Origin of the sequence: Kosakonia sp. (genome assembly GCF_032104925.1) — a bacterium.
Lineage (GTDB): Bacteria > Pseudomonadota > Gammaproteobacteria > Enterobacterales > Enterobacteriaceae > Kosakonia.
On record NZ_DAMCGF010000009.1, the window covers coordinates 21,945 to 47,045 of the forward strand.

General features: G+C 55.8%; 20 protein-coding genes. 8 read left to right on the forward strand and 12 right to left on the reverse strand.

Translation table 11 applies throughout. The features are described 5' to 3' along the window. Positions 1-292 precede the first annotated feature (292 nt). Entirely contained in the window at positions 293-2,572 is a 2,280-nt protein-coding gene (gene maeB / locus RT644_RS17215) for an NADP-dependent oxaloacetate-decarboxylating malate dehydrogenase (RefSeq protein WP_045510298.1), read from the reverse strand. Positions 2,573-2,852: 280 nt separating this feature from the next. Here maeB and tal point away from each other — a divergent pair, with 280 nt between their 5' ends. Continuing rightward, entirely contained in the window at positions 2,853-3,803 is a 951-nt protein-coding gene (gene tal, locus RT644_RS17220) for a transaldolase (protein ID WP_020454663.1), read from the forward strand. Positions 3,804-3,823: 20 nt separating this feature from the next. Continuing rightward, positions 3,824-5,818, forward strand: coding sequence for a transketolase (gene tkt, locus RT644_RS17225; protein ID WP_313627363.1), 1,995 nt, complete (start codon positions 3,824-3,826; stop codon positions 5,816-5,818). Positions 5,819-5,856: 38 nt separating this feature from the next. On the opposite strand, the gene RT644_RS17230 is transcribed toward tkt, so the two are convergent. The 4 genes from RT644_RS17230 to aegA all read right to left on the reverse strand — a co-directional run bounded on the left by RT644_RS17230 (position 5,857) and on the right by aegA (position 10,648). Continuing rightward, positions 5,857-6,795 carry a hypothetical protein gene (locus RT644_RS17230; RefSeq protein ID WP_313627364.1) on the reverse strand — a complete coding sequence of 313 codons (939 nt, stop codon included), beginning with the start codon at positions 6,793-6,795 and terminating at the stop codon, positions 5,857-5,859. Between the two features lie 49 nt (positions 6,796-6,844). Next, positions 6,845-7,888 carry a DUF1176 domain-containing protein gene (locus RT644_RS17235; protein WP_313627365.1) on the reverse strand — a complete coding sequence of 348 codons (1,044 nt, stop codon included), beginning with the start codon at positions 7,886-7,888 and terminating at the stop codon, positions 6,845-6,847. A gap of 122 nt (positions 7,889-8,010) precedes the next feature. Further along, positions 8,011-8,586: a GDP-mannose pyrophosphatase NudK gene (gene nudK / locus RT644_RS17240; protein ID WP_313627366.1), complete on the reverse strand. Its 576-nt coding sequence runs from the start codon at positions 8,584-8,586 to the stop codon at positions 8,011-8,013. Positions 8,587-8,668: 82 nt separating this feature from the next. Further along, positions 8,669-10,648: a formate-dependent uric acid utilization protein AegA gene (gene aegA, locus RT644_RS17245; protein ID WP_313627367.1), complete on the reverse strand. Its 1,980-nt coding sequence runs from the start codon at positions 10,646-10,648 to the stop codon at positions 8,669-8,671. Between the two features lie 223 nt (positions 10,649-10,871). Here aegA and narQ point away from each other — a divergent pair, with 223 nt between their 5' ends. Further along, positions 10,872-12,566: a nitrate/nitrite two-component system sensor histidine kinase NarQ gene (gene narQ / locus RT644_RS17250; RefSeq protein ID WP_313627368.1), complete on the forward strand. Its 1,695-nt coding sequence runs from the start codon at positions 10,872-10,874 to the stop codon at positions 12,564-12,566. Positions 12,567-12,765: 199 nt separating this feature from the next. Continuing rightward, positions 12,766-15,879 (forward strand): multidrug efflux RND transporter permease AcrD, encoded by a 3,114-nt coding sequence (gene acrD, locus RT644_RS17255; protein ID WP_020454670.1) that lies wholly within the window; start codon positions 12,766-12,768, stop codon positions 15,877-15,879. Between the two features lie 100 nt (positions 15,880-15,979). Here the strand turns inward: acrD and ypfM are convergent, their stop codons facing one another. Next, positions 15,980-16,039: a protein YpfM gene (ypfM, locus tag RT644_RS17260; protein ID WP_100181659.1), complete on the reverse strand. Its 60-nt coding sequence runs from the start codon at positions 16,037-16,039 to the stop codon at positions 15,980-15,982. 184 nt (positions 16,040-16,223) lie between these two features. Here ypfM and RT644_RS17265 point away from each other — a divergent pair, with 184 nt between their 5' ends. The 4 genes from RT644_RS17265 (at position 16,224) to RT644_RS17280 (ending at position 18,457) form a co-directional block, all read left to right on the forward strand. Continuing rightward, on the forward strand, positions 16,224-16,661 hold the full coding sequence (locus tag RT644_RS17265) for a GNAT family N-acetyltransferase (RefSeq protein ID WP_045510320.1): 438 nt from the start codon (positions 16,224-16,226) through the stop codon (positions 16,659-16,661). Positions 16,662-16,752: 91 nt separating this feature from the next. Next, positions 16,753-17,109: an ArsC family reductase gene (locus tag RT644_RS17270; RefSeq protein WP_313627369.1), complete on the forward strand. Its 357-nt coding sequence runs from the start codon at positions 16,753-16,755 to the stop codon at positions 17,107-17,109. 3 nt (positions 17,110-17,112) lie between these two features. After that, the gene (gene dapE, locus RT644_RS17275) at positions 17,113-18,240 is read left to right on the forward strand and encodes a succinyl-diaminopimelate desuccinylase (RefSeq protein ID WP_313627370.1); all 1,128 of its coding nucleotides are present in this window, start codon (positions 17,113-17,115) and stop codon (positions 18,238-18,240) included. Positions 18,241-18,256: 16 nt separating this feature from the next. Beyond that, on the forward strand, positions 18,257-18,457 hold the full coding sequence (locus RT644_RS17280; RefSeq protein ID WP_017458940.1) for a YpfN family protein: 201 nt from the start codon (positions 18,257-18,259) through the stop codon (positions 18,455-18,457). Between the two features lie 42 nt (positions 18,458-18,499). On the opposite strand, the gene ypfH is transcribed toward RT644_RS17280, so the two are convergent. The 6 genes from ypfH to dapA all read right to left on the reverse strand — a co-directional run bounded on the left by ypfH (position 18,500) and on the right by dapA (position 25,049). Next, positions 18,500-19,198 (reverse strand): esterase, encoded by a 699-nt coding sequence (gene ypfH, locus RT644_RS17285; RefSeq protein ID WP_313627371.1) that lies wholly within the window; start codon positions 19,196-19,198, stop codon positions 18,500-18,502. 77 nt (positions 19,199-19,275) lie between these two features. Next, positions 19,276-21,291 (reverse strand): tRNA(Met) cytidine acetyltransferase TmcA, encoded by a 2,016-nt coding sequence (locus RT644_RS17290; protein ID WP_313627400.1) that lies wholly within the window; start codon positions 21,289-21,291, stop codon positions 19,276-19,278. 10 nt (positions 21,292-21,301) lie between these two features. Continuing rightward, the gene (locus tag RT644_RS17295; RefSeq protein WP_044489442.1) at positions 21,302-22,168 is read right to left on the reverse strand and encodes a neutral zinc metallopeptidase; all 867 of its coding nucleotides are present in this window, start codon (positions 22,166-22,168) and stop codon (positions 21,302-21,304) included. A gap of 132 nt (positions 22,169-22,300) precedes the next feature. Beyond that, positions 22,301-23,014, reverse strand: coding sequence for a phosphoribosylaminoimidazolesuccinocarboxamide synthase (gene purC, locus RT644_RS17300; RefSeq protein WP_017458944.1), 714 nt, complete (start codon positions 23,012-23,014; stop codon positions 22,301-22,303). A gap of 105 nt (positions 23,015-23,119) precedes the next feature. After that, entirely contained in the window at positions 23,120-24,154 is a 1,035-nt protein-coding gene (gene bamC, locus RT644_RS17305) for an outer membrane protein assembly factor BamC (RefSeq protein WP_020454676.1), read from the reverse strand. 16 nt (positions 24,155-24,170) lie between these two features. Then, complete coding sequence (gene dapA / locus RT644_RS17310; protein WP_045510336.1) at positions 24,171-25,049, reverse strand: 4-hydroxy-tetrahydrodipicolinate synthase; 879 nt, start codon at positions 25,047-25,049, stop codon at positions 24,171-24,173. Between the last annotated feature and the right edge of the window lie 52 nt (positions 25,050-25,101).

Genomic DNA, 25,101 nt, shown 5'->3' on the forward strand with positions numbered 1-25,101 from the left:
CACTTCCCGAGTGCGTGCCTGCGGTCAGCTCGATTCGCGATTACTTGCCCCTTCGGAGTCAGCGCAAGCGCTGTTCAGAATGGCTCCCGGGGCAATTTTGTCCGTGGCTCGATTCGCTTCAGGCCGCCATCCATGGCCTCCAGACCTTGTTACTCACTCTTCGGTTCGCCGATTTCAGCGGAACGCAACCCATCGCGATTGAATGTCGCCCGGACAAAAAGAGCGAGCGGCTTCCTTCAAAAACAACTCAACAAGCGACAATCCGATTATCGACGGTTCGCAGACACAAACATTACAGCGGCTGCGTTTGCGCCTCCACCACCGCCAGCGCGACCATATTGACGATACGCCGCACCGAGGCAATCGGTGTCAGCACATGGACCGGTTTCGCCACGCCCATCAGTACCGGCCCTACGGTCACCCCTTCCGAACTGGACACGCGCAGCAGGTTGTAGCTGATTCGCGCCGCTTCTACGTTTGGCATAATCAGAATATTCGCCGCCCCTTTCAGCGGGCTATCCGGCATACGTTCATGGCGGATACTCTCATCCAGCGCCGCGTCACCGTGCATTTCGCCATCAATCATTAGCTCCGGCGCGCGTTCACGCACCAGCGCTAACGTATCGCGCATTTTCACCGCCGCAGGCGCGTTCGATGAACCAAACTGCGAATGCGAAAGCAGCGCCACGCGCGGTTCAATGCCGAAACGGCGTACCGTTTCCGCCGCCAGAATGGTGATCTCCGCCAGCTCTTCCGCGCTGGGATCCTCATTGACGTAAGTATCGGCGATAAAGGTGTTGCCGCTTGGCAGCAATAAAGCGTTCATCGCGCCTGCGACATGGACATTCTCGCGGTAGCCGAAGATCGGCTGCAGTACACTGAAATGCTCGTGATAATCACCGATGGTGCCACAAATCAGCGCGTCCGCTTCGCCACGATGCACCATGATCGCGCCAATAATGGTGGTGTTACCGATCACCGCGCGTTGCGCCTGCTCCTGCGTCACGCCGCGGCGTTTCATGATGTTGAAGTACTCCATCCAGTACTCTTTAAAGCGCGGATCGGACTCGTTATTGACGATTTCAAAATCCACATCCGGGCGGATTTGCAAACCGAGTTTCTGAATACGCATCTCAATGACGCTCGGACGGCCAATCAGGATCGGTTTTGCCAGCCCTAACGTCACCAGTTCCTGCGTGGCATGCAGTACGCGCGGCTCCTCACCTTCTGCCAGCACTACGCGTTTCGGTGCGTTACGCGCCTGCGAGAAGATCGGCTTCATAAACAGATTGGTTTTGTAGACAAATTCAGTGAGCTTATCGACATAAGCATCGAAATCAGCGATAGGTCGCGTCGCCACGCCGGAATCCATGGCGGCTTTTGCCACCGCAGGCGCGATTTTGACAATCAGGCGCGGATCAAACGGTTTCGGGATCAGGTAATCCGGGCCAAAGCTGAGATCCTGGTCGCCATAGGCTGAAGCCACCACTTCGCTCTGCTCAGCATGCGCCAGTTCCGCGATAGCGTTAACTGCCGCCAGCTTCATCTCTTCGTTAATTGCCGTTGCGCCGACATCCAGCGCGCCACGGAAAATAAACGGGAAGCAAAGAACGTTGTTTACCTGGTTGGGGTAATCAGAACGGCCGGTGCAGATAATGGCGTCCGGGCGCACCGCTTTTGCCAGATCCGGCAGAATTTCCGGTTCCGGGTTCGCCAGCGCGAGGATCAGCGGCTGGCGCGCCATACCTTTAACCATTTCAGGGGTCAGCACTTTCGGCCCGGAACAACCAAGGAAGATGTCCGAACCGGCAACCACATCCGCCAGCGTGCGTTTGCCGTCATCGTCAACGGCATAAGCGGCTTTGGTTTCCGCCATATTCGGTTCGCGGCCTTTGTAGATAACGCCTTTTGAGTCGCAGACCACAATGTTGTGTTTCTGCATGCCAAGCGCCACCAGCAGGTTCATACAGGCAATCGCCGCTGCGCCCGCGCCGGAAACCACCATGCGCACATCGGAGAGGTTCTTCTCGACCACGCGCAGGCCGTTGAGAATAGCGGCGGTGCTGATAATCGCCGTACCGTGCTGATCGTCGTGGAATACCGGAATATTCATGCGTTCGCGCAGCTTCGCTTCAATGTAGAAGCACTCCGGCGCTTTGATGTCTTCCAGGTTAATGCCGCCAAAGGTCGGTTCCAGCGCGGCCACAACATCAATCAGTTTGTCCGGATCGTGTTCATCCACTTCGATATCAAACACATCGATTCCGGCGAATTTTTTGAACAGTACGCCTTTGCCTTCCATCACGGGTTTACCGGCCAGTGCGCCAATATTGCCAAGGCCGAGTACCGCAGTACCGTTGGATACCACAGCGACCAGATTGCCGCGCGCGGTGTATTTGTAGGCTGCCAGCGGGTCTTTTTCGATCTCAAGACAAGGCGCGGCGACGCCAGGAGAGTAGGCCAGTGCCAGATCGCGCTGTGTTGCCAGCGGTTTTGTCGGGGAGACCTGAATCTTCCCCGGACGGGGGAATTCGTGAAAATCGAGGGCACTTTGTTTTAGTTGGTCGTCCATTTGAGGTTCCTTTCACGTTGTTTTCAGAGTGAAACGTGCGATGTCTATCCCAATGCGCCGCATAGTATGGCCTCTGTCGCCCGCATAAACTTTGAACATAGCCAAAATCTCGCCATGACATAAACAAAATTGTTATCAATTTATCGCAACTTTGTTACGTGCCGCAAAACGCAGGGCCCGGGCGCGTCTGCTATGCTTTTTTGTTATGCACCTCTCATCCTCACAAAAGTGCGACAGAAAGCACTCCAGTAATCCATTGCTTTTAAAGGAGTTATTTTTCATGAATCACTTAGACGGCCTCAAACAATTCACTACCGTGGTGGCCGACAGCGGCGACATCGAATCCATTCGCCACTATCAGCCGGAAGATGCCACCACCAACCCTTCCCTGCTGCTGAAGGCGGCCGGGCTGGCGCACTTCTCGCATCTGATTGACGATGCCATTGCCTACGGCAAAGCGCGTGGTAAAACCCAGGAGCAACAAGTGGCAGAAGCCAGCGACAAACTGGCGGTCAATTTTGGTGCGGAAATTCTGAAAAGCATCCCGGGACGCGTCTCCACCGAGGTTGACGCCCGCCTCTCTTACGACAAAGAGAAGAGCATCGCCAAAGCGCGCCAGCTGGTGGCGTTGTACAAAGATCAGGGCATCGATAAGTCACGCATTTTGATCAAACTGGCGTCAACCTGGGAGGGGATCCGCGCGGCGGAAGAGCTGGAAAAAGAGGGGATCAACTGCAACCTGACGCTGCTGTTCTCGTTTGCCCAGGCGCGCGCCTGTGCCGAAGCGGGTGTGTTTTTGATTTCGCCTTTCGTTGGCCGTATTTACGACTGGTATAACGATCGCAAACCGCTCGACCCGTATGTGGTGGATGAAGATCCCGGCGTGAAGTCGGTGCGCAATATCTACGACTACTACAAACAACATCGCTATGAAACCATCGTGATGGGCGCAAGCTTCCGCCGCACCGAGCAGATCCTCGCGCTGGCGGGCTGCGACCGCCTGACTATCTCTCCGGCGCTGCTGAAAGAGCTACAGGCACAGGAAGGCATTGTTGAGCGCAAGCTGGTGCCATCGCGCCAAACCTTCCATCGCCCGGAACCGTTAACAGAAGCTGAATTCCGTTGGGAGCATAACCAGGATCCGATGGCCGTCGAAAAACTGGCCGACGGTATCCGTCAGTTCGCCGTTGATCAGCGCAGCCTTGAAGATCTGCTCGCCGCTAAACTTTAACCTTTGCCATGGAGTGAATTATGTCCCGTAGAGAGCTTGCAAACGCCGTTCGCGCCCTGAGTATGGACGCGGTGCAAAAAGCCAATTCTGGCCACCCTGGCGCCCCGATGGGGATGGCGGATATTGCCGAAGTGCTGTGGAATGATTTTCTGCGCCACAACCCGGCGGACCCCACCTGGTACGATCGCGACCGCTTTATCCTCTCTAACGGTCATGCCTCAATGCTGCTGTACAGCCTGCTGCACCTCAGTGGTTATGACCTGCCGCTTGAAGAGCTGAAAAACTTCCGCCAGCTCCACTCCAAAACCCCGGGCCACCCGGAGATCGGCTATACGCCGGGCGTAGAAACCACCACCGGCCCGCTCGGGCAGGGGCTGGCGAACGCCGTCGGGCTGGCGATTGCCGAACGTACGCTGGCCGCGCAATTCAACCGGCCGGGGCATGACATTGTTGACCACTACACCTATGTGTTTATGGGCGATGGCTGCCTGATGGAAGGCATTTCCCATGAAGTCTGTTCGCTGGCGGGCACGCTCGGACTCGGCAAACTGATCGGCTTTTACGATCACAACGGCATCTCCATTGATGGCGAGACTGAGGGCTGGTTTACCGATGACACCGCCAAACGCTTCGAAGCCTATAACTGGCATGTGATTGGCGATATCGACGGGCATTCACCCGAGGCGGTGAAAAAAGCTATCGAAGAAGCACAAAGCGTGACAGATAAGCCGTCACTGATTATCTGCCGCACGGTGATTGGTTTTGGCTCGCCGAACAAAGCCGGGAAAGAGGAGTCGCACGGCGCGGCGCTCGGTGAAGAAGAAGTGGCGCTCACCCGGCAAAAACTCGGCTGGAAATACCCGGCTTTTGAAATCCCGAAAGAGATTTACCAGGCGTGGGATGCCCGCGAACGCGGGGCGAAACATCAACATGACTGGAATGAAAAACTGGCGGCCTGGGCCAAAGAATACCCGGATCTGGCGGCCGAGTTTACACGCCGTATGAGCGGTGAACTGCCGGAAAGCTGGGAAAAAACCACCACCGACTGGATCAATAAGCTGCAGGCCAACCCGGCGAAAATCGCCACCCGTAAAGCCTCGCAGAACACGCTCAACAGCTATGGGCCAATCCTGCCGGAACTGCTTGGCGGTTCCGCCGACCTCGCGCCCAGCAACCTCACCATCTGGTCCGGCTCCACCTCGCTGAAAGAGGACCCCGCCGGGAATTACATTCACTACGGCGTGCGCGAGTTTGGTATGACGGCCATTGCCAACGGCATCGCGCACCACGGTGGTTTTGTGCCTTATACCGCCACCTTTTTGATGTTCGTTGAATATGCCCGCAACGCGGCGCGTATGGCGGCGTTGATGAAAGCCCGGCAGATCATGGTTTACACCCACGATTCGATTGGCTTAGGGGAAGACGGCCCAACGCACCAGGCGGTTGAACAACTCGCCAGCCTGCGCTTAACGCCGAACTTCAGCACCTGGCGTCCGTGCGACCAGGTAGAAGCGGCGGTCGGCTGGAAGCTGGCGATCGAGCGACATCATGGCCCGACAGCGTTGATCCTCTCGCGCCAGAACCTCACGCAAATGGAGCGAACCCCGGAGCAGGTGCAGGCCATCAGCCGTGGCGGTTATATCCTGAAAGATTGCGACGGCACGCCGGATGTGATCCTGATTGCGACCGGCTCGGAGATGGAGATCACCGTCAACGCGGCGGAGCAACTGACTAACGAAGGCCATAAAGTGCGCGTGGTATCGCTGCCGTCGACCGATATTTTCGACGCGCAGGATGAAGCCTGGCGTGAATCTGTACTGCCATCGGATGTGAGTGCGCGCGTGGCGGTTGAAGCCGGGATCGCCGATTACTGGTACAAATATGTCGGCCTGAAAGGGGCGATTGTCGGTATGACCGGTTACGGGGAATCGGCACCTGCCGAGAAGCTGTTCCCCTACTTCGGCTTCACGGTCGAAAACGTGGTGGCGAAAGCCAAAGCGGTACTGAAAAAATAAGCGTGAGCGCGCCAGCATAAATGGCTGGCGCGCCTTTTTTATTTCACCACCAGCAACGGCTCGCTCTCCTGCGGCGTCACGATATCTTCCTGCTTTTCATCCCACAGCGCTTTTTTCACCAGCACATTGCCGTTGTGCTGCGTATCGCGTTTCACCAGCGTTGTGGCGTCATCGTCTTCCTGAATATTGATGTTGATGGGAAATGAAGGCAGCGCTTTCGTCCATTGCCCTTGCTGGATATCAAAGACATAAACCACTCGCCAGGCGCTGGTCCACCATTGTGGGAAAACAACAACCCGATCGCGCCCGCTATCATCGAGCTGCGACAGCGTTTCCACCCCACCACCAATGCACTGCGGCACCACCGCGGGTTGTACAGCCGGGTTGCTGCTCCAGAGCTTACATTCACAGTCACCCTCTTCATCGCAGCTGCCACCGGTTTTGGGATCGCGCGCGTTCACCCACACGACATCTTTGCTGTTGCCGTCAAACTTGCCTTTGGTCAACAGCCCCTGCACCGATGCCTCTTTTTGATTCAGGCGGGTGAGCAAATCGGTTTCGCCGCTAATGCGCCAGCCCGCAGGCTGTTTGCTGAAGGTAAGCTGCGCCGGGTAGTTTTTTACCTGTTTTTCATCGAACCCGGCTTGTTTAACAAACTCGACCTGAGCCTGGCCCGCCTCATCTTCGGCGATATCAAGCGTGGTGATAATGCGCTGCGCATAGTGTGGTGAGTGAGAGGTGAACGCTTGCTGGCGGCGCAGGACCTCGTCGCGCTCAAGATGCTGGCCAAACCATTCGACCTGAGCCGCATAGAGATCGCTGCCGGTTGCCCGGGCATTGCCATTCAGATGGCTATTCCAGACGTCAACAAGCTGGGTGATGCTCTGTTTATCCGCTGAGGTCAGTTCAGCCTGTGCAGGCAGAACGGCAAAAAAGAGCACGCAGGCCGCAAGCCATTGTGGGTAAAAGCGTTTCATTATTCCCTTCCCGATAAAAATATCCGCAAGGGATTATGTCAGCGAAGGGTTAGCGCGTCACCCACAGCGTTGGCCACGCATCGGGGCCGTGCCAGCTATCGCAGGAGGGCTCCTGCGCGTAACGCACCAGGCGAAAGCGCTGGCCATCAAAACGCCAGCGGCTCGACACGCCGCAATCCGCCAGGCTGCGGCCTTTGGAGAGCGTGGTGAGTTCGCGGGTTCTCTCATCAAATGCCGCATTCATCAGCTCCATTTCATCGTTACCGTTATCCGGCGTGAAAGGCAGCATCAGGCGCACCAGCCGAGCGGCAAATGGTTTTTCCCGTGATACCAGCCAAGCGCGTTCAACCATGTTATACGCACCCGCTTCACAGTCGATCAACAGCAACGCTTTATCATCGGTTAGCGCGCTCACACGCACCTGGCGGCGCATCGGATCCAGCGAACACTGGCTGTTGTTCATTCGCCAGGTGCCGTAATCCAGCAAATCGTTCAGTTCCTGGTGCGTCAGCGGAGCTGGCGCAACGTTGGCCGTGGCTACCTTTTTCAACGCGGGTGCGGGCGGGACGCTTAACGACGGGCTATCGCCCTTTTTAATCCATGCCGTTTCGCTGCCGACACGTTTTTGCAGCGCATCAATAAACAGCAGCGCCGCTTTCAGCCCGACCAGAGAAATCTCGCCCTTGCTGCCTCGCAGGGTAAGCGCCTGGCCTTCCTGAATGTTTTTTAGAAACGAAGTGATGGCATCGGCATTATCCGTCACCAGATGCCACGGCGTGATTTGCCAGCGCTCGCCAGCCAGCACCAGCGGCTGGCCGTCAAACAGTAAGCGCCCGGCAATCGGCGGTTCTTTGGTAACAGGCGCGTCGATGCCGCCATAGTCGATACGCAGCGTCGCATCGGCACGCGCGCCGGCGCTGCGCTCCAGCGTCATTACCAGCCCCTGATGCTCACCAATATTGCGTGCCACGCAAAAGTTCTGGTTATTACAGGTGACCTGCCAGTCGGAAAAGGTTTGTTGCGCGGGCGCAGCGCACAGCCACGGTGCGGCCAGAAGGCCGAAGAGCAAAGTCAAAACGCTGCGGTAACGCATGGCTGGCACAACCCCGGAAGAATAGACGCAGAACCTGCGTATATTCTATTTCCCGGTAGGCTTGCTCAATCGGATTTGTCGGATAGCTTCATCTGAAAGCGAAGCTGATAACCTTATAAATTTCAGTCCATTAGGCCAGATGTTTGCAAATATTGCAGCAAAATCACCGCTTTGCCATCACGGATCTCACCGTTGGCGACCATCGCTAAGGCATGCCGGAAAGGTAACTCCAGCACTTCGATATCTTCATCTTCCACTCCCCCGCCGTTATTAGCGCGCTGCGCATCGTTATATTCCGCAATGAAGAAGTGGACAATTTCCGTTACCCCGCCCGGCGACATGTATAACTCAAAGACTTTGCGCACTTCGCCAACTTCGTATCCCGTCTCCTCAATCGCTTCCTTACGAATGCACACTTCCGGCTCATCGTCATCCAGTAACCCGGCACAGGCTTCAATCAGGCGACCGTCCACGTTGCCATTTACCCAGGTGGCAATCCGGAACTGGCGGATCAGCACCACACTCTGCTTTTCGCGGTTATACAGCAGGATAGTGGCGCCATTGCCGCGGTCATAAACTTCACGTTTATGACGCACCACTTCACCGTCCTGACGGGTCAAATCGTAGGTGATATTGCGCAGGACAAAATAATTTTCAGAGAGGATTTTATCTTTGATAACTTCAATTTTCAGCGACATACAGGCTCCAGAGCGCTAACAACTTTGCGTAATACTACGCCGCGAAGTGTGACGCCGTGAAGCCTGTTTTATGGCAAACGCCTTAATGCTGCCCTGGTGCTTTGACGCCCAACCAGTCCATCATGCCCTGCGCGGCGTGGCGCCCTTCCGCCATCGCGGTCACCACCAGATCGGCACCGCGTACCGCATCGCCCCCGGCAAAAATTTTCGGATTACTGGTCTGGTAGCGATACTGGCTTTCGACACTGGCGGCAATGCGCCCCCAGTCATCAACGCGCACACCGTGGCGCTCCAGCCACGGCATCGAATGCGGGTTGAAACCAAACGCCATGATCACCGCATCGGCAGGCATAACAAACTCACTGCCTTCAATCGGCACCGGACGGCGGCGGCCTTTGGCATCCGGCTCGCCGAGCTGTGTGCGCAGCAAGCGAATGCCGCAAACTTTGCCGCTCTTATCCAGCTCAAGATTGACCGGCTGGACGTTGAACTCAAATTCAGCCCCTTCATCCCGCGCATTTTTCACCTCTTTCTTCGAGCCGGGCATGTTGGCTTCGTCGCGACGGTAGGCGCAGGTCACTTTGCTCGCGCCATGGCGCAGTGCGGTACGGACACAGTCCATTGCCGTATCGCCGCCGCCAAGCACCACGACATTACACCCCCTGGTGTTGATAAACGGCTCGTCGGCGCTGTCCGGCAGCCCCATTAACTGGCGGGTGTTGGCAATCAGGAACGGCAGCGCATCATAAACGCCCGGAGCGTCCTCATTTGGCAACCCGGCTTTCATGGAACGGTAAGTGCCAACACCCACAAACACCGCGTCGTAATCGCTGAGCAGCGTATCCAGCGCGATGTCTTTGCCAATTTCGCAATTGAGTTCAAAGCGAATACCCATCGCGCTGAAAATTTCACGACGCCGCGCCAGCAGCGATTTATCCAGTTTAAAAGCGGGAATGCCAAAGGTAAGCAAGCCGCCGATTTCCGGGTGGCGATCGAACACCGTGGCACTCACGCCATGGCGAGCAAGCACATCCGCACAGGCGAGGCCCGCCGGACCAGCACCGATAATCGCGATGCGCTTATCCACCGCCGCAACCTGCTGTAAATCAGGTTTCCAGCCCTGCGCCAGCGCCTGATCGGAGATATAGCGCTCAATATTGCCGATCGTGACCGCGCCATACTCATCGCGTACCGTACATGCCCCTTCGCACAGCCGGTCTTGCGGGCAGACGCGACCGGTGATCTCCGGTAAGCAGTTGGTTTGATGCGAAAGTTCGACCGCAGCCGCAATATCGCCCTCTTTTACCCGCTCGATCCACTGCGGAATATGGTTATGCAGCGGGCAGGTCCATTCGCAAATGCTGTGGTCGCCGCACTTCAGGCAGCGCTCCGCTTCACGACTGGCCTGATCGGCGCGAAACGGCAGATAGATTTCATCAAAACCGCTTTTACGCGCCGCCAGTGGCAATTTATCTGGCTCACCGCGCGGCGGCGTTTTACGCATCTGCCGCACTTTGCGGTCGTTAAAGGCGGGAGTCAGCGCCGCAACACTGTGCCACGGCTGCGCCTCATGGCTGGCAGTTCGCAGACGACGTGATTTCGCAAGCCCCGCCAGCGCGTCACTGTTCACCAGTTGCAGTGCATCGGCCGGGCAGTTCTGCGCACAGGCCGGCCCTTCCGCTCTGCCCTGGCAGAGATCGCATTTGTGCGCGGTGGCTTTCACCAGCCCGTCACCAGTTGGTGTGACAAGCACTTGCATGGTGCCAAACGGGCAAGCCACCACGCAGGATTTGCAGCCAATACATTTTTGCTGATTGACCTGAATCGCCTCATCAACGCGGCTGATTGCGCCATTCGGACAACTACGGGCACAGGGCGCAGCTTCACAGTGGTGGCAGGTCACCGCGCTGCGGTGCTGCTGATGTTTAATCACGGTGATCCGTGGGTGAAAATGGTCGGCGCTTAACACATGTTGCTCATTATTGTGCGCCATCACACACGCGACTTCGCAGGCACGACATCCTATACATTGCTGGCTATTCGCCATAATAAAACGATTCATGGCACCCTTCTTTTCTGGTTTAATAAACCTTATTTTTTATATGAGCATTGTATTTACCGGGGCAGCACGACACAGGCAATGTTCAATTGCCCAGAAAGGTTATCTATTTGTCACGAGCTTGTAGCAGATCAATTTATTTCAGGATTCCTGAAAAATTATTTCATTCGATGGACGTTCAGGCCGATGTTTCCTGTACGTAACATCAGGATTGGGAAGCGCTGCAGTGATAGTCAAAAAACCTGTTTCAGGAAGCCTGGCCAGAGCCTTTTTCTCTCTTGTTTTACTGTCGCTGCTCTCCACCGGGGTGGCGCTCGTCACGCTTGCCAGCAGCCTTGATGACGCGCAAGCCATTAATATTGCCGGATCACTGCGTATGCAGAGTTACCGTCTTGGTTACGAACTGCAAAAACAGACCGCCGAGCTACAACCCCACCGCCAGATTTACCAGCAGACGCTGAACTCTCCCGTATTACAAACCCTGAACCACTGGTACGTTCCGCAAGAAGTACAGCAACGTTATGGGCAATTGCACGAAAACTGGCGCCAGATGGAAAAACATCTGATTCAGGGCGACCAGCAGTGGTACGAGCAAAATATCCAGGCTTATGTCGGGCAAATTGATTTATTCGTGCTGGCGCTCCAGCACTATGCCGAACGCAAGATGATGCTGGTGGTCGCTATTTCGCTGCTGGGCGCAGCAGGGATTTTCACGCTGGTGTTTTTTACGCTGCACCGTATTCGCCAGCGGGTCGTCAAACCGCTTAATAACCTGGTCGCCACCTGCCAGCGTATCCAGCAGGGACAATTTTCCTTGCTGCCCCTCGATAACAAACTGGATAACGAACTGGGGTTACTGGCTTCAACGTTCGACAGTATGTCCGGACAACTGTTTAAACTCTACCGCTCGCTGGAAACGTCGGTGGCGGAAAAAACCCGCGATCTGCATGAAGCTAACAGCCGCCTGGAGGTAATGTACCAGTGCTCACAGGCGCTCAATACCAGCCAGATAGACGCCCTCTGCCTGCACCACGTGTTGCAGATCGTCTACGATCATCAGGCCGCCTGCTTCCTGGAACTGGTTGTCGATGACAACTGGCGGATCCAGCAAGGGGAGCTTGACCCCGCTCTGCCGGTGAACAGCTTGCCGGTAAATATGCAGGAGAACGTACTGGGCGAGCTGCGCTGGCAAAGCCACCAGCAGCCGCTCTCCGCGCCGCTGATGTGCAATATCGCCACCATTCTTGGACGCGGGCTCTATATCAACCAGGCGCAGAAACATTACCAGCAATTAATGCTGATGGAAGAACGCGCCACCATCGCCCGCGAGCTGCACGATTCACTGGCGCAGATGCTCTCCTATTTGCGTATCCAACTGGCGCTGCTTAAACGCTCGGTGCCGGACGATAACGCCCCGGCACATCTGATTATCGACGACTTTTCGCGCGGTCTGAACAACGCCTGGCAGCAGTTACGTGAGCTGCTTACCACGTTCCGCCTCTCTTTACAGCAAAGCTCGCTACCCGCCGCGCTGCGTGAAGCGCTGGATGTCTTGCAAAGCCAGACCAGCGCGAAGCTGAATCTGGATTGTCGTTTACCCACCCAGGCGCTGGATGCGCAACAGCAAATGAACGTCTTACAAATTGTGCGCGAAGCGGTCATCAACGCGATTAAGCACGCGCAGGCCAGCGAAATCACCGTCAGTTGTGTGACCGATCCTGACGGGCTGCACTCGGTCTACATTCGTGATAACGGCATCGGTATGAACAGTACGCAGGAGCCCGCCGGGCATTACGGGTTGACGATCATGCGCGAGCGCGCTGAGCGCCTTGGCGGTGTGCTGGAAATCGTCTCACCGCCGGGAAGCGGCACGCAAGTGCAGTTTCGTTTTCCGTTACCGGCCAGCGCAGAGCGTCAATAAGTGTAAAGAATTTAAAGTAAATTGATTTTGTACAGGAGGAAATTTCGCTTAAGTTCCGTTATGCATAGTTATGCCTTAATCGGGCATGATAATTTACATTTTCTCCTTTTTTTCTCCACGATTGGTTTCTGCATTGCCGCTACATTGATGCAAGCAATGTCACTATAACGATGCGCAGCAATATGAGGTTTTATTTCTGATGGCGAATTTTTTTATTGATCGCCCCATTTTCGCGTGGGTGCTGGCGATCCTGATCTGTCTTACGGGGACACTTGCCATTATTTCTTTACCCGTCGAACAATATCCCGATTTAGCCCCGCCTAACGTCCGCATTACCGCTAACTACCCTGGTGCATCGGCGCAAACCCTGGAAAATACCGTTACTCAGGTTATCGAGCAGAATATGACCGGCCTCGATAATTTAATGTATATGTCCTCGCAAAGCAGCGCCACCGGGCAGGCGACGGTCACCCTCAATTTCAGCGCCGGTACCGATCCTGATGAAGCCGTACAGCAGGTACAAAACCAGCTGCAATCGGCGATGCGTAAACTTCCGCAAGCCGTGCAAAACCAGGGCGTCACGGTGCGTAAAACCGGTGATACCAACATCTTAACCATCGCGTTTGTCTCCACCGACGGGTCGATGGATAAGCAAGATATCTCCGACTATGTGGCGAGTAATATTCAGGATCCGATTAGCCGCGTAAACGGCGTTGGCGATATTGACGCCTACGGTTCGCAATATTCAATGCGTATCTGGCTCGATCCTGCGAAGCTCAACAGTTACCAGCTCACCGCCTCGGACGTCACCAGCGCCATTTCGTCGCAGAACGCGCAAATTGCCGTCGGGCAACTTGGCGGAACGCCTTCTGTTGATCGCCAGGCATTAAACGCCACTATCAACGCGCAGTCGCTTTTACAAACGCCGGAACAGTTTCGCAATATTACGCTGCGCGTGAATCAGGACGGCTCGGAAGTGCGTCTTGGTGACGTGGCGACGGTGGAACTGGGCGCAGAGAAATATGACTACCTGAGCCGTTTTAACGGCAACCCCGCTTCCGGCCTGGGGGTGAAACTGGCCTCCGGCGCTAACGAAATGGCAACGGCAGAGCGGGTGATTAACCGCTTAAACGAACTGGCCCCCTTTTTCCCGCACGGTCTGGAATATAAAGTCGCTTACGAAACCACCTCGTTTGTTAAAGCTTCGATTATCGATGTAGTGAAAACCCTGCTCGAAGCTATCGCGCTGGTGTTTCTGGTGATGTACCTGTTCCTGCAAAATTTCCGCGCCACGCTGATCCCCACTATCGCCGTGCCGGTCGTGCTGCTTGGCACATTCGCCGTGCTCTACGCATTCGGCTACAGCATCAACACCCTGACCATGTTCGCCATGGTGCTCGCCATCGGTCTGCTGGTGGATGATGCGATTGTGGTGGTGGAAAACGTCGAACGCATCATGACCGAAGAAGGGCTGTCGCCCAGGGAAGCGACACGCAAATCGATGGGGCAAATCCAGGGCGCGCTGGTGGGGATTGCGATGGTGCTGTCGGCGGTATTTGTACCGATGGCGTTCTTTGGCGGCACCACTGGCGCGATTTATCGCCAGTTTTCCATCACCATTGTTTCGGCGATGGTGCTTTCTGTGCTGGTGGCGATGATCCTCACACCGGCGTTATGCGCCACGCTGCTCAAGCCGCTGCATAAAGGGGAACTGCACGGGCAGAAAGGCTTTTTCGGCGCCTTTAACCGCATTTTCAACCGTAATGCCGATCGTTATGAAACCGCCGTCGGTAAAATCCTGCACCGCAGCCTGCGCTGGATTTTGCTCTATATGTTGCTGATTGGCGGCATGGTACTGCTGTTCCTGCGTCTGCCAACGTCGTTTCTGCCGCTGGAAGACCGGGGCATGTTTACCACATCCGTGCAGTTGCCGAGCGGGGCTACGCAACAGCAGACGCTGAAAGTGGTGCAGAAAGTCGAAGACTATTTCTTCACCCACGAGAAAGCGAATGTTGAATCGGTGTTTGCCACCGTCGGCTCTGGCCCCGGTGGTAACGGGCAGAACGTGGCGCGTTTGTTTATCCGCCTGAAAGACTGGGAAGCCCGCGACCCGAACAGCGGTAGCGCGTTTGCCATTATCGAACGCGCCACCAAAGCGTTTAGCCGTATTAGTGAAGCCCGCGTTTTCGCCAGCAGCCCGCCCGCTATCAGTGGCATGGGGAGTTCGGCTGGTTTTGATATGGAGCTGCAGGATCACGCCGGTGCAGGCCACGACGCGCTGATGGCTGCCCGCGATCGTCTGATTGAGATGGCGGCGAAAGATCCGGCGCTGACCCGCGTTCGCCACAACGGTCTTGATGACAGCGCACAGTTGCAAATCGATATCGATCAGCGCAAAGCGCAGGCGCTCGGCGTGTCGATTGATGATATTAACAACACGCTGAAAACCGCCTGGGGCTCCAGCTACGTGAATGACTTTATGGATCGCGGCCGCGTGAAAAAGGTCTATGTACAGGCTGCGGCGAAATACCGCATGCTGCCGGACGATATCAACCTGTGGTATGTGCGAAATAGCAGCGGTGGAATGGTGCCGTTCTCCGCGTTTGCCACTTCGCGCTGGGAAACCGGTTCGCCGCGCCTGGAGCGCTACAACGGTTATGCCGCAGTCGAGATTGTCGGCGAATCCGCACCCGGCGTCAGCACCGGTACGGCGATGGATGTGATGGAGAAACTGGTTAGCCAGTTGCCTACCGGTTTTGGCCTCGAGTGGACCGCGATGTCTTACCAGGAGCGTCTCTCCGGCGCGCAGGCACCAGCGTTATATGCGGTTTCCCTGTTGGTCGTGTTCCTGTGCCTCGCGGCGCTGTATGAGAGCTGGTCTGTGCCGTTCTCGGTGATGCTGGTGGTGCCGCTTGGCGTGATTGGCGCGTTGCTGGCAACCTGGATGCGCGGGCTGGAAAACGATGTCTACTTCCAGGTCGGGTTGTTGACGGTCATAGGCCTGTCGGCGAAAAACGCGATACTCATCGTCGAATTTGCCAACGACATGAATGCGAAAGGCGAAGATCTGCTGGTCTCCACGCTGCATGCTTGCCGTCAGCGTTTGCGGCCGATCCTCATGACCTCGCTGGCGTTCGTTTTCGGTGTGCTGCCAATGGCAACCAGCACCGGCGCGGGCTCCGGCAGCCAGCATGCGGTGGGTACCGGTGTGATGGGCGGGATGATTTCCGCCACCGTGCTGGCAATTTTCTTCGTGCCGCTGTTCTTCGTGCTGGTGCGCCGCCGTTTCCCGCTGAAAGCGCGCGCGCAGTAATTTCTGCATAACAAAAAGGCGACCTGCTGGTCGCCTTTTTCATGTGTCGGTGCACATTGTTATTTATTAAGCCGTCACTGCTTAATCGTTGATCAGGAAATTATTTACGAAGCATGCCTTCGATAAAGTCTTTCCAGTTCCCCAGTTCATGTTCAATCATAACTACCTCTCTTATTATTTTGGCAATTCTACTCAAACCCCTAACAACATTGAAGAGACGTTAATCAATTGCTTCAATCGCTATTAGCGGGGTACTTTTAATGCTTGCGATAACTATGAGCCGATGTCATGTCATTTACTGTGAATAACGGCAATATTCCATAAAAACTTTAGGGCCAAATGAAATGACGATCACATTGTTCGATAAATCAGCAATTGAAGAGGTGGACTGGCTGGCATTAACGGCGCTTATTGCCGCAGGCGGACTTAATCAGCGCGACCCGCTACAGGTAGAGCAAGCGTGGCGCAACAGCACCTTCTGCTGGTTCGGCTACCATAACGGGGAACTGGTCGCCACGGCACGTGCTATCAGCGATCTGACATGGGCCAGCTATGTTGCGGATATTGTGGTCGCGCCAGAAATGCAGGGCCGCGGTTATGGAAAACAGCTAATGTCTGACATTGTCAGAACATTATTACCGTTCGGTAAAACCTTTATTTATTCCGTACCGGAAAAGACCGGATTTTATCAACAATATGGTTTCCGTTTTTTAACCACTGGAATGGTATGCGCAACACCTGAAAGTTTATTCAAACTGGAACAGAGTGGTTATATCCGCTGAAATTTGCTTATCAGACTAATCACAGGCAAATTAAAATCCGTTATTCTAATTTCTTGTACAAATAACCAAAAATGAGACAAAAGGATTCACCATGCTCACCATGTACGGCATCAAAAACTGCGACACCATCAAAAAAGCGCGCCGCTGGCTCGAAGCGCAGCGGGTGGAATACCGTTTCCACGATTACCGCGCAGACGGTATTCATGCAGATTTACTGCGTACATTTGTTGATGAACTCGGCCGGGAAGCGCTGTTAAACACCCGTGGCACCACCTGGCGTAAGCTGGATGAAGCCCAGCGCGCAACCATCACCAGTGATGATGCCGCCATCGCGTTGATGCTTGAAATGCCTGCAATTATCAAACGCCCATTGCTCTGCGCGCCGGGTAAGCCTATGCTGCTGGGTTTCAATGAATCCAGTTATGAGAAGTTTATCAACGAGGTGTAGTTTATGTCGTGCCCGGTTATTGAGCTGACACAGCAGCTTATTCGTCGCCCTTCTCTGAGCCCCAATGACGCAGGATGCCAGGCGCTGATGATTGAACGTCTGCGCGCTATCGGTTTTACCATTGAGCCGATGGTTTTTGGCGACACGCAAAACTTCTGGGCATGGCGCGGGCAAGGCGAAACGCTGGCCTTCGCTGGCCATACGGATGTGGTACCGGCTGGCGATGCGGACCGCTGGATCAATCCGCCTTTTGAACCGACCATCCGTGACGGCATGCTGTTTGGCCGCGGCGCGGCAGACATGAAAGGTTCGCTGGCGGCGATGGTCGTCGCCGCCGAGCGTTTTGTCGCGCAACATCCGCAGCATAAAGGCCGTCTGGCGTTTCTCATCACCTCTGACGAAGAGGCCAGCGCCACCAACGGCACTGTCAAAGTGGTCGACGCACTGATGGCGCGTAACGAACGGCTGGATTACTGCCTGGTCGGCGAGCCTTCCAGTACGGAAGTGGTGGGCGATGTGGTAAAAAACGGTCGCCGTGGTTCAATGACCTGCAATCTGACGATTCACGGTGTTCAGGGTCACGTTGCCTATCCGCACCTGGCGGATAACCCGGTGCACCGCGCCGCGCCAATGCTCAATGAGCTGGTGGCGATCCAGTGGGATCACGGCAACGAATACTTCCCGCCGACCAGCATGCAGATTGCCAATATCAAAGCCGGAACCGGTAGCAACAACGTTATCCCGGGCGATCTGTTTGTGCAGTTCAACTTCCGCTTTAGTACCGAGCTGACCGACGAAATGATCAAAGCTCATGTGCAGGCGCTGCTGGATAAACATCAGTTGCGTTACAGCGTGGAGTGGTGGGTTTCCGGGCAGCCTTTCCTGACAGGGCGCGGCAAGCTGGTGGATGCGGTGGTCAATGCTATTGAGCACTATAATGAGATCAAACCGCAGTTGTTAACCACCGGCGGCACGTCAGATGGCCGTTTTATCGCGCGTATGGGCGCGCAAGTGGTTGAGCTCGGGCCGGTGAACGCCACCATTCACAAGATCAACGAATGTGTGAACGCGGCGGATTTGCAACTGCTTGCCCGTATGTATCAACGCATTATGGAACAACTCATCGCCTGATGGCCTGGAGGATGACATGGACTGGCTGGCAAAATATTGGTGGATTCTGGTGCTGGTGTTTTTACTTGGCGTACTGATTAATGTGATCAAAGACCTGAGCCGGGTCGATCACAAAAAATTCCTCGCTAACAAACCGGATCTGCCGCCGCATCGTGATTTCAACGACAAGTGGGACGATGACGACGACTGGCCGAAACAGGATCAGCCGAAAAAGTAAGCCTCACATTATTCACCCCCTTTCGGGGGTGAATTTTTTTACTCATAAAAATTCGACAATATTATCGTCATTCGGCTTGCCACCGCTTAATGCTTCATCGAAATAGTGCTTCGGCACGGTGTAGCGCAAATGTTTGAGCGCCAGCTCAATACTGCGATCATCAATGGCATGGCCCAAATCATCGACAATATCCAGCGTGATATCGCCGCCTAACGTTTGCACCGCTTCCTGGGCCTTCACCGCCCAGGCGAGATCGATAACCCGGTCTTCACCGCCGTGAATCAGGTGAATGGTCTGCGCCGTAGAAACCGCCTGCGGCAGCGTGGCATAACGCCCGTTGAACGCGATCACCCGCGAAGCGAGAGCCGGCTGCGCCTTCAGCCCTTCCAGCGCCATAATCGCCCCCTGCGAAAAGCCAATCAGCGCCGTGGCTAATGCGTTTACACCGCTTTGCTGCTGCCAGTAGCGCACAACGTCAATAAATTGCGGCATCACAGCATCAATGCGTTGCTGACGATTTTCTTCCGTCACGCCTGCCACGGAAAACCACTGGCGGGCGGGTGGTGCACCGCAGGCTTCGACGCCGCCAATACTGACGATCAGCGCATCGGGAAAGTGCGGTGCAAACCAGCTGCCGATTTGTCCCATGGAGACCGGGTTATCGCCAACGCCATGAAACAACAGCAGTAATTGTTTTGCCGGAGATGGCGGACTTTGTACAACGAAATGGTCATGTTTCATGGTTGTCTCCTTAAATCATTGAGTGCAGTTTACGCCCGGGAGCCATAATGACCATGCCATTTAACTGAATGAGTTAGTTAAAAAAATTGCAGTTTCTGCACCTGTGTTTTCAGATTGAGCGCACGATCAGCATCCAGGTTAAAGAGCGCCTGTTCACACTCCTGGCGCTGAGATAACAGCAGCGCTTTACGCCCGCTCAGCGATAAACGCTGACATAACGCCTGTTCGCTTTCGCCATCGCTTACCCGCCCTCGTAATGCCGGCAAAGGCAAATGCGTTTGCGCCAGCAGACGACATAACGCGCCAAAAGCCGCCGAAAATGGTCGATGTGCAAAAGCAAAACCGGCCAGCTCCAGCCAGTCCTCTTCACTAAGCGTAGTCGACTGAACAACAGGCAGAGACAACGTTTCCTCGCGCCAGTCGGCAAGCCAGGGCAGATCGCGCGCCAGCCGGGTCTGTTCCCGCACCCGCAAGGCTTCGCCAGCCGCCGTCAGCGGGAGTATCGCCATGGCGGTAAGACAACCGCTGCTCGCTTCGCGATGGCTGCCAAGGCGCACCAGTGAAAAACCGCAGCGCTGCCAGAAGCGCCATAACTCTGGCGTATAGCCAAAACTGACAGAGAGGTAATCACACGCCGTTGTTTGCGCCCGCGCATGGGCGATGAGCGCACTGCCAATCCCTGTCCGCTGGCAAAAAGGATGCACAGCAATGCGGCTGATGCGCCGCCCGTGCAGGGTTGCCGCCAGCGGACTACCGCCGTGCGCGGCCAGCGATTGCGCGACCAGGTTACCACGCGGGCGACGAAAACCCGCCCATACAGCCAGGCTAAGCCCGGCACTTAACCCACCCTCTTCCACCAGCCAGAGCGCGGCAACGGTCGTTTTTGCCCGGCAAGCCTGCCAGAAATGCTGCCCTGGCGCATCCATCATGCGTCGCAGATCGAGCGGTGACGTGCGGTAATGGGCGCTCGCCAGCAGACGATAAATCGCCGCCGGGATCGCCGGTGCCTCTCGCCAGGCCTGCGCCGGTAGCGGTTGCATGGTGATGTCACCTGTCGGCGGTTCCGCGACAGGTTCATCGTCAAATAGCAACAGGGCGCTAATCACCTGCTCCAGCGGGCAGCCCGGCGCCCAGCGCAGCGGCGTGGAGAGCGTGTAATGGCGTAACTGCGGAAACCCGGCGCAGAACTTCAGCAAAAAACCCTGCCCGGTGCCTTCATAACCCTGAACAGTGGTAGTGAGCAATACACGGGGGAAAGCAGAAACCAGCGCATGCAGCAGCGGGCCAGGCATGGCGGCGGCTTCATCCACCACCAGCCAACCGGGCTGCGCTCCCTGCGCCGTTATTTGCTGGAGTAACGCATCCGGGGCGATAAAGTTGAACCGCTCCCCGGCGTAGTGCGCCAGCACATCGGTGGCGGCGCGCGCAGGTGCGGTAACCGTGACAGGCTCGGATATGCGGGCAATATGCATCCCCGCCAGCGCTGATTTTCCTCGCCCGCGCGGTGCCGTCACCACCGCGACACCTGGCGGCATGTGCTGAAGTTGCTCGAGGATCTGCGCCTGCTCGCGCTCGGGTGCACCGGTTGCCGCGTGCCATTCAGCCCGGGGAGAAAAGTCCGGAAGAGAAAAAGGGGATGTTTGCTGCCACACCACGGTTTGTGGATCGCTACGGAGCGTACGGCAAAAGTGATCAACAAAAACCGGGGTTGGAATCGGCTCGGCGGTGTCGCTCCAGCGCAGGCTGTCTGCATCCGGCTGCTGCGGCCACAGCGCGAACGGCGGTGCGAGTAACACCAGCCAGCTACCGGCCGTGAGCGTCCCGCCAAGCGCGGCGAAAGCGGCGACATCAAATCCTTCACGCGCATCAAACACCGCATGACGGAATTCCCGTCCGAGCAGGGTGGTTAATGCACGGGGTTGAATGTGTTGTGGCCAGCCGCTGTTTTCACCCACCCACAGCCAGTCGCCGGGAAGGGAGTCGCGCAGTGTCCTCGCCTGCGCTTCACTCCACACAGGCTGACCGGCAATGACCAGCAAGCGACGGATCCCTTCCTGCGCCATGCGGGCGCTCAGTTCAATCAGTTGTTGCATCACGAGGTGATTACAGCTGCCCGCTGAATGTATTGCACTGCGCCGGATCGCCGCTGTCCATTCCGCGTTTGAACCAGGTGTAACGTTGTGTCGAGGTGCCATGCGTAAAGCTATCCGGGAATGCGACACCCTGGCTGCGCTGCTGTAAGCGGTCATCACCAATGGCTTGCGCGGCGTTTAACGCCTCTTCGACATCGCCCGGTTCCAGCACGCCCTGCTGCTCCATGCTGTGCCCCCAGACGCCTGCATAGCAATCTGCCTGCAACTCCATGCGTACCGACAAGGCATTTGCCTGCTGTTGCGTGGCGTTTTGTTGCAGGCCGCGCACTTTAGCTTCCGTTCCCAGAAGTTTTTGCACGTGATGACCGACTTCATGGGCAATCACGTAGCCCTGAGCGAAATCACCGCCCGCGCCGAGCTTGTTTTTCATCTCATCGTAAAAAGAGAGATCGATATAAATTTTGCTGTCTGCCGGGCAGTAAAACGGCCCCATGATGGATTGCCCGGTACCACAACCGGTATGGGTGCTGCCACGGTACATCACCAGCGTCGGCTGCTGATAATGTCGCCCCATTTTTTCAAACAGCTGGCCCCAGGTCTCTTCGGTAGTGGCGAAAATGACGCGGGTAAAATGCGCAGACTCATCCTCGTGCGGGTTCGCGGCGCGCTGTTGTTGCGTGGGTGGGCTAACCGGTTGCCCGGTCAGTAAACTGGTGAGATCAACACCGTAATAGCTCGCGACAATCACCACAAACAGCAGGATTATCCCACCCTTGCCACCCGGTAAACGAAACCCCGGCCCGCGCATCGACGGCCCACCTGACTCATTACGTCGGTCTTCTACGTTGTCACTCTCTCGACGGCCTTGCCAGCGCATAACTACCTCACTATCCCAATGATGGACTCAGTGTATATATGATCGTAGGCGCTGAGGGAAGGATTAGCACAGGAAAAAAGCGAGGCAATCCGGAGGATGCAGACACCCTCCGGAGGTCAGACGGGGTGAAAATCAGTCCAGTTTCACGCCAAGACGGTGCGCCACGGCTTCATAGGCTTCAATCAGGCCGCCAAGGCTCTGACGGAAACGGTCTTTGTCCATTTTATCCAGCGTCTCTTTGTCCCACAGGCGGCTGCCGTCCGGGGAGAACTCGTCGCCGAGTACCACTTCGCCTTTAAACAGGCCAAATTCCAGTTTGAAATCAACGAGGATCAAACCAGCATCATCAAACAGTTTGCTCAGCACGTCGTTGGCTTTGTAGGTCAGCTCTTTCATGCGCGCCAGATTTTCTTTATTCACCCAGCCGAAGGTTTCGCAGTAGGATTCGTTCACCATCGGATCGTGCATCGCATCGTTTTTGAGGAACATATCAAACAGCGGCGGATTCAGCTCAATGCCCTCTTCAATGCCCAGACGTTTCACCAGCGAGCCTGCCGCACGGTTACGAATCACGCACTCTACCGGCACCATATCCAGTTTTTTCACCAGACATTCGGTATCTGAAAGCAGCGCTTCCATCTGGGTCGGGATACCCGCTTCTTGCAGCTTGGTCATAATGAAATGGTTAAACTTGTTGTTCACCATGCCCTTACGATCGAACTGTTCAATGCGCGCGCCATCCCCTGCTGACGTATCGTTACGGAATTCGAGCACCAACAGGTCCGGGTTTTCCGTACTGTACACGGTCTTCGCTTTGCCGCGATACAACTCAGCTTGCTTTTGCATCTTCATTACTCCAGGTGTGATTACAAGGCTAATTTGGCTATTTTACGCTGACGCACACGTTTGCGTCACCATAATAAAAAAGGCCGGAAGATCCGGCCCTGAGGATTATCGGTTAAACGCCGCCTGGAAGGCTGCGACTAACGCGTCGTTCTGCGATTGTGTCAGCGTGTGACCTTTCGGATCGATGAACTGAAGGCTGCTGCGGTTATCGAGATCGCCGACCTGCAGTTTATAGTCGCCGGAGGCCAGACCCGGATCGCGCGCGCCCAGTTCCTGCCAGCTGCTGTCAGACAGCGGCTTGTAGGTCACGGCAATGCTGCCCGTTGAGCGGGTGCTGTCGGTCACTTTCATGCCCACTTTTTCCAGCACGGACGGCAGACGCTGCCACACCACGTTAAACGGACCACGCACCACCAGCATTGGCAGACCGGTATCATCGGCAGCGCTCTGGACGTTCAGCGTAGAGACGCTGCGGTTTTCCGCCGCGTTTTGCGCGTCAGTTGCAGTTTTATCCAGACCGGAGGAGATAACGTTCAGCATTTCGGTGCTGTAACGCTGCAGCGATGCGGCGTCCGCAACCGGTTTGCCCGCCTGTTCCAGATTCACCAGCTTGACGACAACCGCCTGCTGGTAACCCTGCGGTTTCACCGAGATTTGATAACGACCACGATACTGCTGATCTTCATCCAGACGGTTCCAGTCAACCCAACCGGTGGTCAGGGTTTGCGTAGCATCGTCACGTTTGTCGATGCTGTAGTTTTTCCCCTGAAGAATGCTGACGACCTGCGGCCACAGCGTGCTGTTGCGGCCGTTTTCGACCATCAGCGTCGCGGTGTCACCGGTAAACTGGGTGCGCGCACCGCTCACCAGCGCCAGCGGCTGAGCTGGCGGACGAATGTCCAGCGCTTTACCTACAGCGCCACTGCCGTTAGCAACAGGAATGGTGTAATCACCGTTTTGCACCGGGAGGATCATCCCTGCGGGCGCATGAAGTTCAGCAAGCGGAGCCGCATCCAGATAGGATTCGTCACCGCTAACCTGACGCTTATAACGTGAATCGGAACTACAGGCGGCGAGCAACATCACTAGTGAAACACCCGCTACCTTCGCCAGGCGCGACTTCTGTACTGAGTAAGCCATCAAATCTCCCTAAACTTTACAGCAGACCGGCATGCTTAAGCGCAGTGCGGACAACGTCACGACCGTGGTCGGTGATGGGCGTCATCGGCAGACGCAGCGTGTCGGTTGCTACAAGCCCCAACTCCATACATGCCCATTTGACTGGGATCGGATTGGGTTCGACAAATAATTTGTTGTGTAACGGCATCAAACGCTGGTTGATCACGCGTGCTTCGGCGTAATTCCCCTCGGCCGCCAGTTTGCACATGTCAGCCATATCACGCGCCGCCACGTTGCTGGTCACGGAAATCACACCGTCACCGCCGAGCTGCATAAAGTCCAGCGCGGTGGCATCGTCGCCGCTCAGCAGAATAAAGTCGTCTGAAACCAGCTCTTTGATCTGGTGAACACGACTTAAGTTCCCGGTCGCTTCCTTAATACCGATAATATTTTTAATTTTCGCCAGGCGACCCACGGTTTCCGGCAGCATATCGCAGCCGGTGCGCGACGGCACATTATACAGAATTTGCGGCAGGTCAGTATGTTCGGCGATGGCTTTAAAATGCTGGAATAGCCCTTCCTGAGTCGGGCGGTTGTAGTAAGGCGTAACGGTCAGGCAACCCACCACACCGCTGTCGTTGAAACACTGGGTCAGGCTGATGGCTTCTGCGGTAGCGTTCGCGCCCGTCCCGGCAATCACAGGGATGCGCCCGTCGGCCAGTTCAACCGTCATCTTCACCACGTCAGCATGTTCATCATGGCTCAGCGTGGCGGATTCACCGGTAGTCCCTACCGAAACGATCGCCGTGGTTCCGTTGGCGACATGGTAATCAATCAGTTTTTTCAGGCTTGACCGGCAGACTTTACCTTGCGAATCCATCGGCGTGATAAGCGCGACAATACTTCCCGTGAACATGGGCCATCCTCTGTGCGAACAAGATTCTCAATGGTACGTGCGGTGCCGTCAG

Bases quoted from the DNA above. Each gene is read 5' to 3' on its own strand.
- maeB (WP_045510298.1), bottom strand. From the start codon at position 2,572: ATGGACGACCAACTAAAACAAAGTGCCCTCGATTTTCACGAATTCCCC.
- tal (WP_020454663.1), top strand. From the start codon at position 2,853: ATGAATCACTTAGACGGCCTCAAACAATTCACTACCGTGGTGGCCGAC.
- tkt (WP_313627363.1), top strand. From the start codon at position 3,824: ATGTCCCGTAGAGAGCTTGCAAACGCCGTTCGCGCCCTGAGTATGGAC.
- RT644_RS17230 (WP_313627364.1), bottom strand. From the start codon at position 6,795: ATGAAACGCTTTTACCCACAATGGCTTGCGGCCTGCGTGCTCTTTTTT.
- RT644_RS17235 (WP_313627365.1), bottom strand. From the start codon at position 7,888: ATGCGTTACCGCAGCGTTTTGACTTTGCTCTTCGGCCTTCTGGCCGCA.
- nudK (WP_313627366.1), bottom strand. From the start codon at position 8,586: ATGTCGCTGAAAATTGAAGTTATCAAAGATAAAATCCTCTCTGAAAAT.
- aegA (WP_313627367.1), bottom strand. From the start codon at position 10,648: ATGAATCGTTTTATTATGGCGAATAGCCAGCAATGTATAGGATGTCGT.
- acrD (WP_020454670.1), top strand. From the start codon at position 12,766: ATGGCGAATTTTTTTATTGATCGCCCCATTTTCGCGTGGGTGCTGGCG.
- RT644_RS17265 (WP_045510320.1), top strand. From the start codon at position 16,224: ATGACGATCACATTGTTCGATAAATCAGCAATTGAAGAGGTGGACTGG.
- RT644_RS17270 (WP_313627369.1), top strand. From the start codon at position 16,753: ATGCTCACCATGTACGGCATCAAAAACTGCGACACCATCAAAAAAGCG.
- dapE (WP_313627370.1), top strand. From the start codon at position 17,113: ATGTCGTGCCCGGTTATTGAGCTGACACAGCAGCTTATTCGTCGCCCT.
- RT644_RS17280 (WP_017458940.1), top strand. From the start codon at position 18,257: ATGGACTGGCTGGCAAAATATTGGTGGATTCTGGTGCTGGTGTTTTTA.
- ypfH (WP_313627371.1), bottom strand. From the start codon at position 19,198: ATGAAACATGACCATTTCGTTGTACAAAGTCCGCCATCTCCGGCAAAA.
- RT644_RS17290 (WP_313627400.1), bottom strand. From the start codon at position 21,291: ATGCAACAACTGATTGAACTGAGCGCCCGCATGGCGCAGGAAGGGATC.
- RT644_RS17295 (WP_044489442.1), bottom strand. From the start codon at position 22,168: ATGCGCTGGCAAGGCCGTCGAGAGAGTGACAACGTAGAAGACCGACGT.
- purC (WP_017458944.1), bottom strand. From the start codon at position 23,014: ATGCAAAAGCAAGCTGAGTTGTATCGCGGCAAAGCGAAGACCGTGTAC.
- bamC (WP_020454676.1), bottom strand. From the start codon at position 24,154: ATGGCTTACTCAGTACAGAAGTCGCGCCTGGCGAAGGTAGCGGGTGTT.
- dapA (WP_045510336.1), bottom strand. From the start codon at position 25,049: ATGTTCACGGGAAGTATTGTCGCGCTTATCACGCCGATGGATTCGCAA.